19 protein-coding genes are annotated in these 19157 nt (G+C 53.4%); all 19 read right to left on the reverse strand.

Translation table 11 applies throughout. The features are described 5' to 3' along the window. Nucleotides 1–71: 71 nt before the first annotated feature. The 19 genes from B2J86_RS11790 to B2J86_RS11880 all read right to left on the reverse strand — a co-directional run bounded on the left by B2J86_RS11790 (nucleotide 72) and on the right by B2J86_RS11880 (nucleotide 18938). Complete coding sequence (locus tag B2J86_RS11790; protein ID WP_173025669.1) at nucleotides 72–1997, reverse strand: nucleoside-diphosphate sugar epimerase/dehydratase; 1926 nt, start codon at nucleotides 1995–1997, stop codon at nucleotides 72–74. Then, nucleotides 1984–2583, reverse strand: coding sequence for a NeuD/PglB/VioB family sugar acetyltransferase (locus B2J86_RS11795; RefSeq protein ID WP_173025670.1), 600 nt, complete (start codon nucleotides 2581–2583; stop codon nucleotides 1984–1986). Before B2J86_RS11795 ends, B2J86_RS11790 begins: the two co-directional genes overlap by 14 nt. Next, nucleotides 2583–3143 carry a sugar transferase gene (locus tag B2J86_RS11800; RefSeq protein WP_173025671.1) on the reverse strand — a complete coding sequence of 187 codons (561 nt, stop codon included), beginning with the start codon at nucleotides 3141–3143 and terminating at the stop codon, nucleotides 2583–2585. The genes B2J86_RS11795 and B2J86_RS11800 overlap by 1 nt, the downstream gene beginning before the upstream one ends. Then, entirely contained in the window at nucleotides 3127–4095 is a 969-nt protein-coding gene (locus tag B2J86_RS11805) for an SDR family oxidoreductase (protein ID WP_173025672.1), read from the reverse strand. Before B2J86_RS11805 ends, B2J86_RS11800 begins: the two co-directional genes overlap by 17 nt. After that, nucleotides 4092–5024, reverse strand: coding sequence for a glycosyltransferase (locus B2J86_RS11810; RefSeq protein ID WP_173025673.1), 933 nt, complete (start codon nucleotides 5022–5024; stop codon nucleotides 4092–4094). Before B2J86_RS11810 ends, B2J86_RS11805 begins: the two co-directional genes overlap by 4 nt. A gap of 104 nt (nucleotides 5025–5128) precedes the next feature. Further along, nucleotides 5129–5698 (reverse strand): methyltransferase domain-containing protein, encoded by a 570-nt coding sequence (locus tag B2J86_RS11815; protein ID WP_173025674.1) that lies wholly within the window; start codon nucleotides 5696–5698, stop codon nucleotides 5129–5131. A 10-nt stretch (nucleotides 5699–5708) separates the two neighbouring features. Continuing rightward, nucleotides 5709–6836: a glycoside hydrolase family 99-like domain-containing protein gene (locus tag B2J86_RS11820; RefSeq protein WP_173025675.1), complete on the reverse strand. Its 1128-nt coding sequence runs from the start codon at nucleotides 6834–6836 to the stop codon at nucleotides 5709–5711. A gap of 6 nt (nucleotides 6837–6842) precedes the next feature. Next, nucleotides 6843–7799, reverse strand: a complete 957-nt coding sequence (locus tag B2J86_RS11825) for a glycosyltransferase family 2 protein (protein ID WP_173025676.1) — start codon at nucleotides 7797–7799, stop codon at nucleotides 6843–6845. A gap of 10 nt (nucleotides 7800–7809) precedes the next feature. Continuing rightward, entirely contained in the window at nucleotides 7810–9177 is a 1368-nt protein-coding gene (locus B2J86_RS11830; RefSeq protein ID WP_173025677.1) for a hypothetical protein, read from the reverse strand. 232 nt (nucleotides 9178–9409) lie between these two features. Then, nucleotides 9410–10903 carry a hypothetical protein gene (locus B2J86_RS11835; protein WP_173025678.1) on the reverse strand — a complete coding sequence of 498 codons (1494 nt, stop codon included), beginning with the start codon at nucleotides 10901–10903 and terminating at the stop codon, nucleotides 9410–9412. 246 nt (nucleotides 10904–11149) lie between these two features. Beyond that, complete coding sequence (locus tag B2J86_RS11840; RefSeq protein ID WP_173025679.1) at nucleotides 11150–12664, reverse strand: O-antigen translocase; 1515 nt, start codon at nucleotides 12662–12664, stop codon at nucleotides 11150–11152. Continuing rightward, nucleotides 12661–13767: a DegT/DnrJ/EryC1/StrS aminotransferase family protein gene (locus tag B2J86_RS11845; RefSeq protein WP_173025680.1), complete on the reverse strand. Its 1107-nt coding sequence runs from the start codon at nucleotides 13765–13767 to the stop codon at nucleotides 12661–12663. Before B2J86_RS11845 ends, B2J86_RS11840 begins: the two co-directional genes overlap by 4 nt. Continuing rightward, complete coding sequence (locus B2J86_RS11850; protein WP_173025681.1) at nucleotides 13764–14174, reverse strand: FdtA/QdtA family cupin domain-containing protein; 411 nt, start codon at nucleotides 14172–14174, stop codon at nucleotides 13764–13766. The genes B2J86_RS11845 and B2J86_RS11850 overlap by 4 nt, the downstream gene beginning before the upstream one ends. Nucleotides 14175–14248: 74 nt before the next feature. Continuing rightward, nucleotides 14249–15589: a class I adenylate-forming enzyme family protein gene (locus tag B2J86_RS11855; protein ID WP_173025682.1), complete on the reverse strand. Its 1341-nt coding sequence runs from the start codon at nucleotides 15587–15589 to the stop codon at nucleotides 14249–14251. A 30-nt stretch (nucleotides 15590–15619) separates the two neighbouring features. Further along, the gene (locus B2J86_RS11860) at nucleotides 15620–16630 is read right to left on the reverse strand and encodes a ketoacyl-ACP synthase III (protein WP_173025683.1); all 1011 of its coding nucleotides are present in this window, start codon (nucleotides 16628–16630) and stop codon (nucleotides 15620–15622) included. A gap of 9 nt (nucleotides 16631–16639) precedes the next feature. Then, nucleotides 16640–17308 carry an MBL fold metallo-hydrolase gene (locus B2J86_RS11865; RefSeq protein WP_173025684.1) on the reverse strand — a complete coding sequence of 223 codons (669 nt, stop codon included), beginning with the start codon at nucleotides 17306–17308 and terminating at the stop codon, nucleotides 16640–16642. A gap of 1 nt (nucleotide 17309) precedes the next feature. Then, nucleotides 17310–18032: an SDR family NAD(P)-dependent oxidoreductase gene (locus B2J86_RS11870; protein ID WP_173025685.1), complete on the reverse strand. Its 723-nt coding sequence runs from the start codon at nucleotides 18030–18032 to the stop codon at nucleotides 17310–17312. After that, a complete protein-coding gene (locus B2J86_RS11875; RefSeq protein ID WP_173025686.1) occupies nucleotides 18029–18331 on the reverse strand; it encodes a hypothetical protein in 303 nt (100 codons plus the stop codon). Before B2J86_RS11875 ends, B2J86_RS11870 begins: the two co-directional genes overlap by 4 nt. Before the next feature lies 1 nt (nucleotide 18332). After that, the gene (locus tag B2J86_RS11880) at nucleotides 18333–18938 is read right to left on the reverse strand and encodes a GNAT family N-acetyltransferase (RefSeq protein WP_173025687.1); all 606 of its coding nucleotides are present in this window, start codon (nucleotides 18936–18938) and stop codon (nucleotides 18333–18335) included. Nucleotides 18939–19157: the final 219 nt, after the last annotated feature.

A 19157-nucleotide genomic window follows, 5' to 3' on the forward strand; every position in this document is an offset into this window, starting at 1 on the left:
AGGTCTGCCGCCATTACCCGACCCGGCCCAGCCAAAGCGCAGCGGTTATGTGCGTAGCGACGAAGCGTCCCTTATTGAGGAACGTAACCCTGCACCAGTTGCGTGAGGATTCTTTTCATCACGGCTTCGTCATTCTGCGTGGCGGCCAATCGCATGTCCACCAGCACCGGCGCAAGCTGCGACCAGGCCACGAAATCCTCGTGGGCCTTCATGATGCGCGGGTGTGCGGTGGCTTCTGGGTTGTCGCCAATCAGCAACTCTTCATAGAGCTTCTCGCCGGGGCGCAGGCCGACAACCTTAATTTCGATATCGCCGTCCGGATTGTGCTCATCGCGCACGGACAAGCCAGAGAGCTGCGCCATGCGCCGGGCAAGGTCCATGATCTTGACGGGTTGGCCCATGTCCAGCACAAACACATCGCCGCCGTGCGCCATGGCACCGGCCTGCAGCACCAGCTGGGCTGCCTCGGGAATGGTCATGAAATAGCGCGTGACTTCCTCGTGCGTCACGGTGAGTGGCCCGCCATCGCGCAGTTGCTTGCGAAACAGCGGCACCACGCTGCCACTGCTGCCCAGCACATTGCCAAAGCGCACCATGGCAAACAGGGTGTTGTTGGTAATTTCAGGGCTCTGCGTACCGTCCGGCAAATGAAAGCGCAACTGCGGACTGGCCGCCAGCGCCTGCAGCACCAGTTCGGCCATGCGCTTGGTGGCGCCCATCACATTGGTAGGGCGAACCGCCTTGTCGGTGGACACGAGCACAAAGTGCGCGGCGCCGCCTTCCATGGCGGCACGGGCCATGTTCAGGGTGCCAAAGACATTGTTCAGCACGCCCTCAGAAGGATTGCTCTCGACCAGGGGCACATGCTTGTAGGCTGCGGCGTGGTACACCGTGGCGGGCCGATACAGCTTGCAAACCTCGCGCAGGCGTCCAAAGTTGCCCACACTGGCGATCAAGGGAACCACTTCAACCTGCAGTTGCTGCTCGGCACACAGGCCTTCCAGCTCGCGGTGGATGGTGTAGAGGCCAAATTCGTTGTGCTCCAGCAGCACCAGCTGCCGAGGCCTCTCCAGAACAATCTGGCGGCACAGCTCACTGCCAATACTGCCGCCCGCCCCCGTGACCAGCACAACCTTGTCGGCCAGCTTGCGCGCCAGCAAGGTCGAATCGGGCGGCACAGGCGGGCGCCCTAAAAGGTCTTCCACATCCAGCTCCTGGAAGTCTTGGACCGTCACCCGTCCCGATGCCAAATCGCCCATGCCAGGCAAGGTGCGAACGTGGACTGGCAGTCCCCGCAAACTCGCGATGATTTCATTGCGGCGCGCACGATCAAGCGTTGGTATGGCCAACAAAATGTCTGTCACGCCCATGCGCTCGACGGCATCGGCCACTTCGCCCGGGTGCATGATGCTTACGCCATTGATGCTTCTTCCAGCCTTTTTCGGGTCGTCGTCAATGAATCCCAATAATACAAACTGGCGTGCCAGCGCCAAGGCTGAAGCGGTTTGCACACCGGCCTCGCCGGCCCCATAAATCAACATTCGACCAGCCGCATGGGCCGACTTTCCAGACCAGCCTGCCAGCCAGAACCGAGCCAGCGCACGGCTGGTGCCGACCAGCAACAGAAACAAAATGGGCTGGATCAGTCCGACACTGCGGGGCACACCCTCCCATTTGAACCACAACAGGGCCAAGAAGAACAGCAGCGCGTAAACCCCCACCGCCTTGGCTGTGGTTGCCAAGGCCGCCAAGCCGGTGTAGCGAAAAATAGCGCGATACAAGCCGAAGCGCACAAACAAAGGGAATGCCAGCAAGGGCGCGAGCAGGTAGACATATTTCTGCTGCTGGAGTGGCAGGCCCGTTTGGTCGATCCGCAAATAGAAGGCGCACCAAACAGACACCAGTGCCAAAACCAAATCGAGCGAAACCACCACGAACCGCTTGGCGGGCCTCGGCAGTGCCAGCAGAGGGGCCACGACAGATTTATTGAATGCCATTTCGACTTTTTGTTTTATTGATTGCTTCACCGGGGAGCCCCAACCCCACCCCGGCCTCCACCATCGCCCCGTAACCCAGAACAGACCCCGCCTGCATCCAAGCGCTGCGCCCCAACACCGAGCCACCCGCCATGGCCGCATTCACGCCCAAATGGCCAAAGTCGTCCACCCGGCAATCGTGGTCAACTACCGCACCGCAATTGACGATGACGCCTTCACCCAGTTGAGCCTCGGTGCGCACTATGGCGCCTGCCATGATGGCGCCGCCCGCGCCGATGACGGCCCGGGGCGAAACCATGGCTTGCGGGTGAACAACAGTGGCCGTTTCAAAGCCTGCAGCATAGAGCGTGCACTGCAAGGCCTCGCGCAAGCGGTTGTTGCCAATGGCAACAATGACCGCATCGGCATAGTCACGGTATCTGGCCAGATCAGCAATTGCGCCACATACCGGCAAGTCCCAAACCTGCTGCAGCGCTGGGGCCGCATCATCCACAAAACCCACCAGCTTGTATTTTCCAGCAGCCAGCACGGCCTCGGCCACCGATCGGCCGTGGCCGCCAGCCCCAACAATCAGCAAGCGTTTCATCAGTGGGAAACCCCATCGCGGCGCAACACCTTCACAAAGGTCAGCCAGAGAATCCGAATATCAAACCAGAGCGACTGCCGCTGCAGATATTCCACATCCAGCTTCACTTTGTCAGGAATCGGCAACTCATCGCGCCCATTGACTTGCGCCCAGCCCGTCAGGCCGGGCACCAGCGCATGCACGCCATGCTGGGTGCGCAGGGCAATCAGGTCATGCTGATTGAATAGCGCAGGCCGGGGGCCAACAAAGCTCATGTCTCCGACCAGGATGCTCCAGAGCTGGGGCAACTCGTCCAGACTGCTCTTGCGCAAAAAGCTGCCGATCGGCGTCAGGTGGGACTTGGCATCCGCCAGCAGATGCGTTGCCACGGCGGGCGTGCCTACCCGCATGCTACGGAACTTGGGCATTTTGAAAATCTTGTTGCCCCGCCCTACCCGATCAGACCAGTACAGGGCAGGCCCTGCAGAGGTCAGGCGCACCGCTACAGCAACCACGGCTACAGGGAAAGCCAAAACTACCGCTGCGCACAAGGCGAGTAGCAAATCAAACAGACGCTTCACGCAAATATCCTTCCGCCGCTCTTTTCAACCCCTCATCGACAGACAAGGGCGGCACCCACCCCAGCAACTGCTGCGTCTTCGATATGTCAACCTGCAAAGACCCGCATAAGCGCTGAGCAATCGCAGGCTTTCCCACCAATGCAGCCCCAGCTTTTAACAACATGGCGGGTACAGGAATCAACCGCGCCGGTTTGCCCAAAGCCCGCCCCAGGCGCTGCAGTAATTGCGTAGTGGACAAGTCCTCCCCATCCGAGACCAGAAACGTCTGGTGTGCGGCAGCTGGATGGTCAATGGAAGTCAGGATCAAATCAACCAGGTTGTCCAGCGCCACCATGCTACGGCGGTTGTTAATGGCGCCCAGCGGCAAGGGCACGCCACGAGCCAACCAGCGCATCATGGTCTGAAAGTTGGCCTTCACCCCCGGGCCGTATACCAACGGCGGACGAATGATCACGACCTCCATGCCGGTTTCTGTAGCAATTCCGCGCAGTCCTTGCTCAGCTTCCATTTTTGATAAGCCGTAGGGATCAAGGGGTGCGGGGATGTCGTCCGCAAAAAAAGGAAGCCCCAACCCCGTGGCTTCGCCATTGACCTTGATGGAACTGATGAAGACAAACCGCCGTACACCGGCTGCTGCGGCCTGCCGGGCCAGATTCAAAGTGCCTTGCACATTGACTCGGCGAAATTCGTCCAGTGGATTTTTAGCCGTATCCGCCATGACATGCACGCGAGCAGCAAGATGGATGACAACTTGAGAACCGACAAGTGCATTACGCCAATCGGCACCGTCTTCAAGATTGGCAACCACGACGTTTTCGGTGCCGCTTGGCAAATCGCACGCGGCACGGGTAATGCCGCGAACAACAAGACCACGGGCTGTCGCGCCAGCGCACAAGGCCCGGCCCACAAAACCATTGGCGCCGGTGACTACTAGCCGCTGTTGTTGATTCATTGGTGGCGGCTTCCCACTAAACACAAGGCAATGCACGACAAAGAAAATATTATTTTGTCACGCACACGCCTTCGACATTGCCAGGCGTGAAAGCCAAGCCATAGCAAGCCGGCTCTGCTTCCCCCTGACCACCGCTTGACGAACGGATCGTCACCCAACCCAACCAATTGAGCGATCAAAGCAGACTGAGTCAGGCCCCACCCATTCAACACCTTGCTGGCACGCTGAGCAAAAGCCCTGGCACCAGAGTTAACGCCCACCTGGTTTTTTTCATGCTGCCTATAGAGCATTCCTGCGTAGTCATCAATCACCCAGCGATAGCCATTAGCACGGGCAAATGCATAGACAAACCAATCGTGCAGACCCACTTTCTGGATATCGACCCAATGGGCTTTTGCTAAAGCTTGAATGGCATGAGCCAACTCTTTTCGCATGACATAGGTGCAACCCGGCCCCGCAGCTTCAAACAAGAAATCCCATTGAACCGGCGCTTGAGCTTTCTCAATCAAAACCTCAAGACCATTCGGCCAAAATGCCAGGACGTTACTTGAATAGGCATCTGATCCAGTGCTTAACAGCATCTCATGCGCACGCGATAGTTTCCCTGGAGGCCAAATATCATCTTGGTCTGCAAAACTCACATAGTCGAAATCCGCAAAGTCCACATCGCGGATCAACCGAAAAAAATTCCGTGCCGCACCACCAAAGCGTTGCCCGTGCGGAAGGACAAAGATACGTGAATCCCTACTTGCAACCTCGTCAATCCACTTCTCAGTACCATCCGACGAACAATCCACACTGACGAACACAGTTACGGCGACCTTGGCCTGAGTAAGAATTGAATCAAGCTGCTCCTGCAACCAACGGACACCGTTATACGCGGCGAGACAAACGGCAACCGATGGCTGACAAGTCGACTTCTGTGTCATGTTGTTTTTTTCTAATAACCGCCTATAGCGAAATTGCCAATATTTCGGCGTCTACTTTTGATTAGTTTTTCAAGCTGAGAAAATTCGGCTTAACTGCGGCATAGTCAATCAGCTCGCCGAAAAACACCGTAGATGCAATATTGCCGCAACCTCCGAGCAAGCCATTCAGATTTCAAAAAAGGAGTGTAAAAGGTTTCAACATGAATAAAGCCGTGCTTCTCAAGACAACTTTGAATATTTTCTTCATCGTAGAAAATTTTGTGATCAAGGTCGCTGTGCCACCCAAGAATGCCAGGCACACCAACCAAAAGACGACCGCCGGGGCGTACAACGCGGAGCACCTCCCTTAACAAGCGCTCCGGTTCGGCGATGTGCTCCAGTACATTGTCAAGCAGAGCCGAATCAATTGTGCTCGTTTGAAACGGTAACGTATCAGGCTGCATGTGGTGTGCATCAAGACCTCTTTGGCGGCAGTACTCAACCGTTCGGGCATTCACATCCACACCCACGGTACCCGGCCGAAAGGCGAGCATGTCCCCGATGCCACAGCCGATATCTAGCGCAACACCAGTTAAACGCCTGGAAAGCCGTGGGTAAAGACAATATTTTCGGTACAGCTCACCAAGACGACTTCTGCGCATGAGGTAGGAAAAATACTGATCATGGTCGGTCATAGTTATTCCATTACTGACGCGAAGAAGCTGGCAGCATTCGAAGGAATTTCTCGCGTAGCGGGTGTTCCTTCTGGCCCGACTCAAGTGCAGCGCCTTCGCTCCACTCATTCCACGAGTTGATCAGCAACGGAAAGTCTCCGTCAGAGCGCAACGACCGTAGCGCAATTAGTGAGTCTTCATCGACTCCGTCATGGTTCACCCATGTGCTGCGATCGCGATAGCGCGGCTGATTATTCCAGCTAAGAAACGCAGAACGCATCAGTGGCAAAGAACCAGCGCTGATGCGTAGCGCTTTTTCAATACTGCCGTTAGTCAGTGCTTCGAGATAATCACGATAGGCAAAACTACCCCCACCCTCCTGATGACGCATTCGGTCCCGCTGTGTACCAAGCCACTCAAACAGCTTTGGGAAATGCATTTTCAGGCGCGCAGCGAAATGCGCCAGTCCCGATGCACCTCGGCTATTGAAGAAAAAACGCGGTTCAAACTCACAGCCGAAATCATACGGAAGCATTTGATCCGATGGCTGGGGGTAAGCGATGCATGCGCCAATTAGCGGATTTTGGCCAAGAGCAGCGAACTCCTCGCGGTACATAGACAACACGCGGGGCAAGGTCACGCTTGCTTGAGCGTTGTAAATCAAGAACAGCGGACGACCATCCACACGGTGGTAATGTGGTAAATCAAAAAACTGCACCAGATAGCGCGCGTGCGCCTTTACCAATTCAGCGTTGACACTGTGGCGCTGCTCAACGAGCACCTCACCAGGCTTGCCTACCCACCGCTTGGTCCAGGTTTCGTTCGCCCAGCACAGGAAGAACGGTGGGCCAAGGTCAGGCTGCGCCAGCAGTTGCGTTTCGAAGCCCGACAGCGCCGCGACGCCATCAAAGTGGTAGTGGTAAACCATCAGCCCCGCGTTTGACAAGGGCAAAGCCTTGAGCTGCTCGCACAGCCTACCCAGGTATTCCGGAGCACTTGGATCGTAGTAGCCACAGTTTGGAGTGAATCCATCGCGCTCCGACTCAGGCAGCGCCCGAATCAGATCCCAATCGGTAAAGCCCTCACCCCAGGCACGGTCGTTAATAGGATCAGGATGGAACTGAGGGAAGTAGGAAAAGAAATGATGGGCAGCAGTCATGAAAAATCAGAAGCGATTAGTGAGCAAGGCCAAGCGAGTGGTCAATGTAGCAAGGAAGGTTTGCCGGCGTATCGGCGTTGTGAACGCGGCACGCAAACGCGGCATCAAACCGCGCTTTGCCGCGAGCAATTGGCACAGAATAGCTGCCGCCTCTGGCGTGAGAGCAGACCCATGAAGTTTCGCGAATTCTTGCAGCTGCCTTGATCGCATGGTGCTGTTACGCCCGAAGAAACGCAGTCCCCGTGCGCGTAGTGCCGACCAGCCAACCGGCCCAGCACCAAGTGCATTGCCGCCATGCTGGCGGTAAAGCACCGTTGGAGTTGGATCGAAATGCAGCGCGGCACCATTTGCACTGGTAGCGAGCAGATAGCACCACCAGTCGTGCATCGGGGCATGCTCCGGTAACGCATGCACCAAAAGCTCACGAAAAGCCGCATTGAATGCCATCGTGCAACCCGTGAGCAGACTTTCACAAGCGGCACTAGAAAAAGACAAGTCGGTCGGCAGAAATGACAAGCGCAAGGGATTGAGTTGTTCATCGACTATTTCGAGCCGAGTCGCACACAACGTAGGAGCCACGTCATCGCCCCACGGTACAAGATTAAGCGCACGCTCAATCTTGTAGGGTTGCCAGACGTCGTCCTGGTCACAGAAGAGAAAAATATCGGCCGGCTCCGCCATCTGGAGCGCCTTCATAAAACTGCGAGCCGGCCCCAGCCTTGGGCCCCTAACCTGTTGCAAGGCCACGCCATTGCGATCGGCCCAAGCCTGAACAAGTTCGACTGAACGATCGGTTGAGCCATCGTCGCGCAAAACTAACCGGTCCGGTCGTCGAGATTGCGCTGCCAGCGACTCTAATTGCTCTGGCAAAAAAAATTCACCGTTATAGGTTGCAAGAACAACAGTAACAATTGGGTAATTCATTTTAATATTCATTGGGATGACATAAGGTAAGTCGAACATTGCCAGCAGCTTACGCTGGCGCACCCGCAACTTGCCACCTATGCTTGGTCACACAAAATTCGACGTATGTGAACATCAGCAGCCCCCATCCCAGCATGCTAAATAGATAAGGATTAGTATTGCTAGCGAAGACGATGCAAAAAAGCAATGCTCCAATGCGAGAAAAGGCTCGTCGAATGCTAGCAGGCAAAGGCTGATGGCTATGTGTATTAACCTGTTCAACCCGCCCGTACAACATAAAGACTACAACCAGCCAAGCAGCACCGACAAGCCCAACCTTCATATAAAGCGCCAACATGCTGAGCTCATACATCCAGGGCGATTCCTCCGACCGGATGAGGTCAACATAAGCACCCATTCCACTGCCAAACCAAGGCTTGTTCATGATGGCATCGGTGAGAGCCATAACCTGCTCATACCGGATGTCGTCGCTGACTTCACGCCCGAGGCCAACAGCGGCGAGAAGGGTCGGATCGGCTAACAACATGGTCGGCAGGGTCAAAGCCAGTAGCGCGATTCCAACGAATAAGTACAGCACCGTACCCATGCGAAGTCGAGTCAGTAGTCGATCAAACAGCCAAGTCAAAACCAGAAACAAAGGGATAGCCAAAACCATCGCCCGCGTCAAAGTGAGCTGAATGGCATAGGATATTGTCAGCAGTATGACGACGCTCACGAACAGCCGGCGTTGCGCAAAATTCCGGACGGCTAAATACAGTCCAATCAACAGGAAAATTGAACTTCCCCAGAAAACTCGAAAACCATCCGGAATATGCCCAATCATGAAATTGGTCTCCACATCAGCGCGGCTTGGTTCTAGCACAGACCGCATGGCCAAAACGAGTACTGCGGCGCCGGAATCAGAAACCTTCTCGACCCAATATATCGCTATGTGTAGCAATGCCAACAACCAAATCGAGCGCTCAATCAAGCGCAGAGCACTCGGCCAACAGCCAGTACGCACTATCATTTGCGCAAATGCTGGAGCAAACAGCAATCCTAAGAATAACTGACTGTCATTCAACGCATTAGTTAATGGTACATCATAGAGCAATGGAAACCCCACACTCCATGTCAACAGGAAGAGCGCCATTCCTAGCACCCCCGCCAACGCACGCGGCGCCCAAAAGACGAAGGCCGCCCACATCACGGTGGTGTAGCTCGCCAGCAGCAACAGAAGCAGCCTGCGAACCGAGAAGCCCATCACGTCGCTCCATTGGCCGGACCCAGTTAGCGCAAGATCTGCGATTAGCAAAACACCAGGAAAAATAAAGAACAACCGATCAAAGACAGAAGATGTCCTCTGCTCCACGCGCACCTCAACAGTAGGCTCCGCCGAGTCTTTTTGGCGTGGGTCAAAAGAGGGAATAACAGTCATACGATATGAGAGGCCTTAAGGGAACACGGCATAATTCAGCCTAAAGCAGATTAAAGAAGAATTCGCCAGGTTAATTCAAATTTTGAGAGTTTTTATCGCTGCAAATCCGACTCAACCAATAGCAACAATCGTCTACTGACATTATTCACCGCACCCATTTAATTTCAAATTGCCTACAGATCCACCAATCTAAATTAACCGGAATAAAGCCAAAAATTAAGTTAACGCCTTGCTACACCCTCAATTCCTCCCTAGTCATTGGTTTCTTGAAAATTGCAAAACACAATTGCAGTATGTTAAAAATCGCCTTAAGTAAACTACCGAAGGAAAAATATCGCGCAAAGGTAAGAAATATCGACAACTCGAGAGACATCTCTGCAATTGATTTTCTCCTTAGTGACGACGGGAGACTCACCCGACCAAACTCAGAAGCACATTTTTCAAAGAAAAATGGATCACCCTGGAAGGTTGCAGTCAATAAATTATTATTACGATGCCCAGCCAAGGAAGACAAGTATCTTTCTTTCACGTACTCGACACCATGAACCAATTCCATTTCTTTTAGTATTTTTCTCAGCCTTTCTTTGTACGCAGATTCATCAAAAAGAGCAACTTTTATTGCCTGCCCCCCAACCTCTCGAAGCTGGTCAGCAGGAGAATATCCCGACACGGGACTATTTATTCCAAGTGCAATTTTACCATTAATAATCGCTTCCGGAAATGCCGTCCCACCAATTATTGGAAAACTATCCAGTACAAATGAATGGGCATTTAATAAAGTTTTGTATTCGAGAAAAGAAACTGATCTGCGTAATTCAACCCGCGCAGGATATAGAATTTTAAGAGTCCACCACCAATAGTCTCTGAAAGGGCGGACACCCAAGACCGTCAATTCAATATCTGAGCAACTCCCAAGCGTATTTCTCATAATAGCTGGCAGCGAAAATCCAAGTTTAGGCTTAAATTTCCAAAATGAGCCAGATGTCAGTATTGATTTTCTGACAGAAGACTGTGATTGAAAATCTATGCTATCCCAATCAGCAGGAAGCGGTATCCCTATAAAGCTAGAATTCAACCCAGGACATCGAGCCCTTCCAAGCGCTTCACCGAATGCACTTACCTCAAGGACACAATCTGCTGCGCTTCTGCCAAAGGAAAAAAGATGATCCGCGTGATTCACAAAATAAATTTTTGTAATTCCATTTTTTTTTACAAGTCGTGCTGCAATTGCTGTAATAAAATCATCTGAATGTATATGAAGAATTATTTTTCTGTAATCTGAAAAAATGGAAAGTAACGCTTGAAATCTCCCATTTGATGAAACCTTAGATATATCGAAAATTGAATTGAAAAGCGGCGGGGCGCCTTTCTGATTATAATCAACATTGGATTCGCAAGCAATTAGTAAATCAGGCAAGTTTTTATGCATGCCCGCCAACCTTTCCATCAATCTAGTATGTCCTCCCGCTTGATATGAACGAGATATTACATGAATACATTCTTTAGAGGGAGTGGCCCTTGGCAAGGGTAAATCGCTACGAAAGTGACTAAGAAATTTTTCCTCTATATGACCACCATCATATATAGGTGCGAAGTTACACGCAGCAAAAAGACCGTAATACGATGCGAATTGAATTGCTTTCTCTTGAGTTGATGCATTGTCTATCTCAAGCTCAATTTTTAAAAGAATGGCTTCAATGACCGATACTATATTTTTTTTCGTCATCGTTTAACTTTAGTTACTTATTTATTTACCAAAATACCATCTTTGAATAGATACATTCCAAGCCCTACTAATGCCAACTATGGAATTTTGGATTCCAATTTTCTATTGACTTATTGAGTCCCGACGCGATGTCTCAAAGGATCGATATTTATATCTATCAGTTTTTGCACGTGGTCAGCGAAAAAACAATATATATCCCATTAGGTATCGGACAAAGAAGTGTCCAATGCCAGCTTTTGCGTTGTATTAGTTCGATCGTGACGCCATCTTTGAAGCTACCCGCCGAGAAAAATTTGCAATTTTCCCCAATGAACCGGGAAGGTTTGTTACGTGTGCGAGCTTAATCAGCGAATGCAAGAGAAATCCGCACGCTGCCACCACTCCAAATACCGCGCTCAATATTGGGTACCACCGCGCGCCCCCCAAAACCAATGCCCCAACTAACAAGAGGCTCATAGCATTACCAACCACACCTCTTGCCCATCGAAAACCAGTACGACGTCGTGCCAACCAATACACCATCGGCAGATAGACCGCATACATTGCGAAAAACGCCATACCGCTCGCGGCTACTCCCATTAAGGGTAGCCCGAGCCAGGTCAGGATCACGAACACGCTTACAGCCAGAGTTTCGGTCAGCATAAAGGTGCGCCCATTGCCCGCCGCCAGAATGATGAAGCCCAACGGCCAACTGACCACCTTCAAGATGTCTCCCAGTACCTGCCACCGCAATACCTCTGCGGCAGGGTGAAAGCTTTGGGAGTAAAGCAGGTCGATCACCCACGGTGCCAAACCCATCATGGCCAGAAAGACGGGACCCGCCAGCAGGAGGGCGACTTCCGTCTGCTCGTTCACCATGCGATTCACGGCGGCATGGTCATGGATGGCGGCCGTCAGGCGCGGGTAGTAGTCAGTCCCCATGGCTGTCAATACAAAGCCGATGTAGGTCATCGAGATGGTTGCCGCCGCCTGAAAGTAACCCAGTGCATCGGCGCCCAATTGCCTTTGCACCAACGTGCGCGCCAGCAATTGCCCCAATGTGACCGCCAGGCCGGCCACCATAAAGGCCGCGCCCAGCCTGGCCAGAACACGCCACTGCCCTACCAGCACCGACAGTGGTGTGCGCGGCGCTTGCACTTTGGGCAGGCGGGCCACATACACATGGCCCAGCAAAAAACTAGCCAAAGGCGCGGCAATGAGAAAGGCCACCAAACCACTGCGCCCCCAAAGCATCAAGGCGCCAATGCCCAGCAAGGTAGAGAGCAGCGCCGAAAGCACCGTGACCCGGGCCAGATCGCCAATCTGGCGCATGCCATTCAAGAGCGCCGTTTGGGAAGCGGCTGCCACCGTCAGCCCGACGACAAGAGCCAGCCAACCCACCTCACCCGCCAACGAACCCTCTCCCAGTACCCGCGCAGCCAGCACGCCGCGTAGTGCCCAAAATACGGCTGCGCCCAGCAATGCCAGCACCAGAGAACCCAAAAAGAGTGCGCGCCGCGCCGCTGCCATTGCAGCGGCATCGTTTCGCCCGACCGCCTCCGCTATCTGGCGTGTGCCCACGTTGCCGACACCCAGCCCAGCCACAGCCGATGCCGTGCCGGCCAGGTTGGTCAGCAAGCCGATCAGTCCCACACCAGCGGGCCCCAGCAGCACGGCAGCCACCTTGATGCGCAACAGCCCCACGGCAATATTGATCACCGACGCGCCGCCGATGATGGACGACGAGCGAAGGATCTGACGGTAAGACCCGTCTTTGCTCATGCGGTGACGGCCGCCTTCTTTGCCGCCTCAATCACCATCGTAACTTGCTCAGTTTCCAAATGTGGCCCCATCGGCAAGCTAAGTACCTGATCCGCCATACGTTCGGCCAGCGGGAAAGCGCCCTGCTCCCATCCGGAGTACCCATACGCCTGCTGCAGATGCGGCGCAATCGGGTAATGAATCAGCGTACCCACACCAGCATCGGCCAACGCTTTGTGCAACGGGTCGCGCTGTGGGTGTTGGACCACATACAGGTGCCAAACGGGTTCGGCCCAGTCGGGCACGTAGGGCAGCGTCAAACCGCAGCCCGCCAAGCCCTGCTGGTAGCGCGCAGCGATGGCGCTGCGGCGGGCATTCCATTCGTCCAGGTGTGCCAGCTTCACGCACAGGATGGCGGCTTGCAGCGGGTCGAGCCGGCTGTTGTAGCCCTGCACTTCGTTGACATACTTCACGCGCGAGCCGTAGTTGCGCAGCACGCGAATGCGGTCGGCAATTTGCGGGTCGTTGGTCGTGACCGCGCCGCCGTCGCCCATGGCGCCCAAGTTTTTGCCTGGGTAAAAGCTCCAGGCCACGGCGTCGCCATGCGCGCCCAAGCGCTGGCCTTTGTAGCGCGCACCGTGCGCCTGCGCCCCATCTTCGAGCACACGCAGACCGTGCTTGCGGGCAATGGCCAGGATGGGGGCCATATCGGCTGGCTGGCCGTACAGGTGCACTGGCAGGATGACCTTGGTGCGCGGGGTGATGGCCGCTTCGATCAGCGCTGGGTCTATGTTGAAGGTTCGTGCATCGGGCTCCACCGGCACCGGCGTAGCACCACACTGGCTCACAGCCAGCCAGGTGGCAATATAGGTGTTGCTGGGCACGATGACTTCGTCACCCGGCCCCACATCCATGGCGCGCAGGGCCAGCTGCAGGGCATCCAGACCGTTGGCTACGCCTACCGCATGGGTTGCGCCACAGTAGGCGGCAAATTCGTCTTCAAACGCATCTACCTCCGGCCCACCGATATACCAACCAGAAGCTAGCAATCGTCCAACCGCTGAGTCAATTTCAGTTTGCAGTTCTCGGTACGCCGCGCCCAGGTCAAGAAAAGGGATGTTCATACTTGCCCCAGCGCCTGCATGAATACTGAGTAGTCGCGATAATAGTCTTCTTCATCAAAATGCGCAGACGCAAGCACCAAACAAATTGAACCAGGGTCAAAATTGATTTCTGCAGCCCAAATCATGGGAGGAATATGTAACCCCTGCCATGGCCGATTCAAATGACAAATCTTTTTTTGAGTGCCATCATCTAAAGACACATCAAAACTTCCCGACAAGCAGATAAGAAACTGATGTAGTTTCTTATGCGCATGCGCCCCCCTATCGGCGCCAGTCGGCACATCGTATAAATAGAATACTCGTTTAATTTCAAACGGTATATGGTGATCGCCTTCAATAGCAGTCAAGTTTCCACGAGGATCAGAAATTTTTGGTAGGTTGATTATTTTGCAGTTATCAATGGTCATAATTAAATTTCTGAAATACGGTCCAAAAGTTGAATTCACATCGACTCTCGAAAAGAAATCGCAGGACTGATCAATTATTCTCGCCGAATTTTCTTTTGCCGCGCGCTATGTAATACGTCCTCAGTCAACACTACCTTGGCCGGCACCTTGAAAGAAGAAAGTTTGGCCAGACATGCTTGTCGCACCCGTTTTTTGACGCTTTCCACAGCCTCCGGCTGAACCAGCACAATCTTGGCGACCACGATCTGCCCGAGCAAGTTATGTGTTTCGCCGAACACGGCGACATCCCGCACATTCGGCATATCGAGGATCACGCTTTCAACTTCGGATGGATAAACTTTCTGACCACCAACGTTGATCAGATCAGTTACGCGGCCCAGGATGCGGAAGTATTCGCCATCAACTTCTACCTGGTCCTGCGTGTTGAACCAACCATCAGCATCAAATTCTGACGGCGCGTTCAGGTAACCTACCATCGCGTATTCGGATTTAATCCACAACACGTCATTCACGGTTTTGGTTTGGAAACCCTCGCCTCCAATGCGCACCCAGAGTGATCTGTCGTCGCGCGACTGCGAACGCAATACGCCGACTTCCGACAGGCCATAGGTCTGCTGCAGGTTCACACCCGGGAAAGCCTTGATCAGGCGGTCGAGAGTTGACTGTGGCATCACTTCAGTTCCGTAGGTGATGCGATTTAACGAAGACAGATCAAAATCACTATGCAACTTCGACGCCATTAGCAAAGTCAGGAAGGAAGGCGTAGCTGGCAGCAGTTCAACCCGATAACGCTCGATTGCACTGCAAATTTTCGCCAACGTACGGTCCGACACTGTTACTACCGTTCCAAGACTGGACGTGATAGCCAGAATAGTGTTGATACCGCCGAAATGGTCGATCATCAAAAATGGAATGGCAACCACCGCTTGTCGCTGTCTGCGGAATTTTTCCACGACGAGGTTGAAGTCGTGCAGGATGCCCTTGGGCTTGCCGGTCGATCCGGATGAAAACAGTACCAGCCCAGGTGAGCCACGTTCACGAAAACTCGCCAGCAGCGCGTTGTCCGAGGCAATCACGCGTGGAGTAATGGTGGCATCGATGCCATCAGCAGTGAATTCGACATACCAGTCGCAGCCCGAAACGCTGAGAGCGACCGATTCTTCTATCACGGAATTCTTTGTCAGCGGAATCACGATACTGCCGTTTTGCGCCAACGCGAGCATCAGGCAAAACACTTCGGGCGAGTAGTCGCCCACCACCACCACGGCGTCGCCTTTCTGAATTCCAGCAGCGTCGATCCGGGTAAGGAAGGCTGTGATAGTGGCAAGTACTTCAGCATAGGTCACCTCGCGGCCCTCGTGAATGAAGGCGATATGATCACGCGAGCTTTGGAAGCGTTCAATCAACCAGTTCATGATTATCTTTCTGTTTTTTTCCCTGCTGGCTTATTTGGTCGCGAGCATGCTGCCCCAAGAATAACCAACTCCAAATCCACTCAGCAATAAACGGCTGCCTTTAGGCAGTCTGTTGTGCGAAAAATAATCCTTGATGAGAATTGGAACGGAAGCCGATACAGTATTTCCGATAGCCGACAAGTTAGAAAACATCTGTTCGTCTCCGATTTTCAATTTTTTCCGTAAGCTTTCCAGCGCCAAGCCGCTGGCCTGATGAAAAAAGAATTGATCAATATCCTCTGCTGCTAGGCAATTATTGGCAAGCAGTTCGAATAGCTGCTTGATAACGCGGTCGTTGACGAAATTGAGCACCCGAAGGCCGTTCATCGCTATCTTGTCGTTGTAATCTGGTGCTTCTCGGCAGGATTTTGGCTGTCGGTTGGCGCCCGATCTGATCACGAATTGGTCCCAGCCGCTACCGTCGGATGAAAGCAAAAAATCGCCGAACGAGCTGATCAAGGGCTCGGTACCACAATCATCAATCTGGCCAATCCAAGACACGGCAGCGCCGTCGCCGAACAGCATTCTGGTTGATCGGTCGCCCTCCGCCAGATATTTGGAATATGTGTCTGCAGTCACCAATAGCAAATTTTTTGCAACGCTGGAGCGAATAAAGCTAGTGGCCATCACCAAGCCATAAATAAACCCGGAACAGGCCAAGTTGTAGTCGAACGCCAGTATATTTTTTTTGAGGCCGAGATCTCGCTGCAGCAAGAAGGCATTGGACGGCATCACGTAATCGGGCGACTGCGTACAAAAAATAATCCCGTCAATCTTCTCGCTCAGTGAGGGATTTTTGTCTAATAGCTTTTTTGCAGCCACCAATGCCAAGTCATAGGCTGTCTCGCCCTGACATGCAATGTGCCGCTCGAGCACACCGGTCCGCAGTGCGGTCTGATCGACTTTCCACTCCGGGAATCTGTCCCTAAAATAGCTGTTGTGAACAACTTGCTCGGGCAAATAATATTCGATATCAATTAAGGAACCGGGTAATTGCTGCATGGCGTTATCTCAATCCAGTCCTAAAAATGTCAATAAGGCCAGGTTCTCGCCCCGTACCGCAGCACCGTCCATAGATTCACCATGGCCTGGGCAGATCAAGCGCCCGGCGTTAATGCCGTCCCACAGGTGGAGGATGCTTTGTCGGAGCAGTTGGGAATCTTCGCCCGGCATCGACGATAACCCCACGCCGCGGCTGTATATGGTGTCTCCGGTGAACCATGTCGTACCAAATTCGATGACGCAGGAGCCCGGGGTATGACCCGGTGCAGAAAGATAGCGCAGCGCGTTACCACCGACGTCGATGCTGATGCTGGCATCGATATAGGTCACCTCGGGCTGTTCAATTCGGTGCGGAATCTTTAGCACCATTAGCAGGAAATTGGACGATTTCAGGGTGCGTGCATCTGCTTTATGCATGAAAATCTGACAGCCATATTTTTTCTGGAAATAAGCAGCGCTTCCGGCATGGTCGAAATGTCCATGCGTGCAAAACACTTGGTGCGGCCTCAACCCCTGCTCGGCCATTTCCGCATCGATAGCCGGGCCGTCGAGTCCAGCATCAATCAATATCGCCCCGCCGGGCACATGTGCCTCACAAAAATAGGCATTCGACTGAAATATGCCACTGGTTACACACCACACTTTGCCGCCGCCCCAGTTGCCAACCACAGTGGCCATATCAATGCACTCCGCCCAAATAAATCGTCTGCGCCGTGATGTAGGAACTGCGCTCAGATGCAAGGAAGTCCAGCACGTTGAGAATATCGTCGGGCTCGGCGAAACGCGGGATTGGCAGGCTGGCAACTACCGCGGCAATCTTGTCCGGCGGTAGTTGGTCCAGCATATCGGTCTTGATGGCGCTCACGGCCAGCGTATTGCAGGTGACATTCAACGGCGCCAGTTCCCTCGCCATCACATTGGCCAGCGAAGACAGGCCCGCTTTGCATGCCGCATAGATCGAATCGCCTACCGGCTCCAAGCTGGCGGCCATCGAACCGATGTTGATGATGCGGCCCCATTTCGCCTTGCGCATCATCTTGGATGCTTCTCGTGAGACCATGAAAGAGCCCATCAGATTGGTGTTCAGCATCGCCTGCGCTGCCGCGGGCGGCATGATCATCGCGTATTGCGAAGTCAACACGGCCGCATTATTAACCACGATTTGCACTGAGTCATTGACTTTTTTGAGCGCTGTAAACGCCTTTTGCACCGCTTGTGAATCGCCGACGTCAACCTGAAAATGAAAATAATCCGGATGCTCGATGGTTGCCTGACCACGCGCGAAGCCGGCCACGCGAGCGCCATTTGCCAAAAAATGCTCGGCAATCAAGCGACCAACGCCGCGTCGACTGCCGGTAACTAGAGCAAACTTGCCCGAGTAAACTTTTGCGCCTTGGGTCATGCCGCCTCTGACAACAACAAAATTATGTAGTTGCTCAACGCTTCGACGTCGGTAAACGGGGAGACGGCCTGGCTCATGGCACGGTCGTCAGTCAGGCTAATATCCCGCGCGCTGGCATCCGAGACGGCCGCTTCTACATCGACTATGACGGACACCAGCGACAGCGAATCGAGCACCGCGTCAGCGCCGAATAGGCGGGTGTCGAGATGGATGTCGATTTGCTCATCTGGGCCGCACTCTTCGTTGATATTTTTCAGAGCCTTCAAGATGATGGCCTGTACAGCGTCTTTGGTTAACATACTATTTCCTTGTTGAATTAATTTGGACCAGTGGCGGTCGAGCTAATGTAATCAGCGCTTTCATACGAGGCACAGTTATTTTTCGGTATTCATCAACCAATAGTCCGACGAATATCCCGTCCATAAATTGACCAGCCAGACATAGATGGTTGCGCAGACGACCCTCCTCTTTCATGCCCAGATATTTATGCCATTTGAGCATCAGGTGGTTATTTGCCGCAACGATCCCAAAGACGCGTACCAAGCCGAGCTGATCGAAGGCTAGTTCGTACAACAGCTTCATCGCTTCGACCGCCACGGGCACGCCTTTGGCTGCTTCCTCGTCGCCGATCAAGAACCGTCCTGGTTCGCCGTGGCGACTGGTCGCATCGATACTGGTCAGAGACAGCATCCCAACCGGATGTCCATTCTTCAACTCAATGATGAAATTATATTCAGACACGGGGCGACCGCCGATCCACGCAGCCTGCTGCTCAAGCGTGGCTGCGCCTGCATTAAGAAACTTTGCACGCTGCGCATGGCGCCAGCGAAAAGTTAATTCGGCGTCGGCAACCTGTAGCGGTCGTAGGTTAACAAACTCACCTTCCAATACTCGCGATTGCGTCATGGTGTCCTTTCAAAAAATTATGATTCCAGCCGCTTCTGCCTGTGGCGGGCAAGCATTGGGTTTACCAATATCTGCTTGTCTGTAGTGCCTAGGGGCTGAATTTCAGAACACGGATGAATAAATGGTCGAGTCATAGCTAAGTGATAGTCTTTCGCTGGGCGTGAATGGATTCTCGAGGATGGTTTTGGGCATTCTTGGCTGGCGGGTTATACGTCACCC

It is taken from the genome of Acidovorax sp. SRB_14 (assembly GCF_012932145.1).
Classification (GTDB): Bacteria; Pseudomonadota; Gammaproteobacteria; order Burkholderiales; family Burkholderiaceae_C; genus Simplicispira.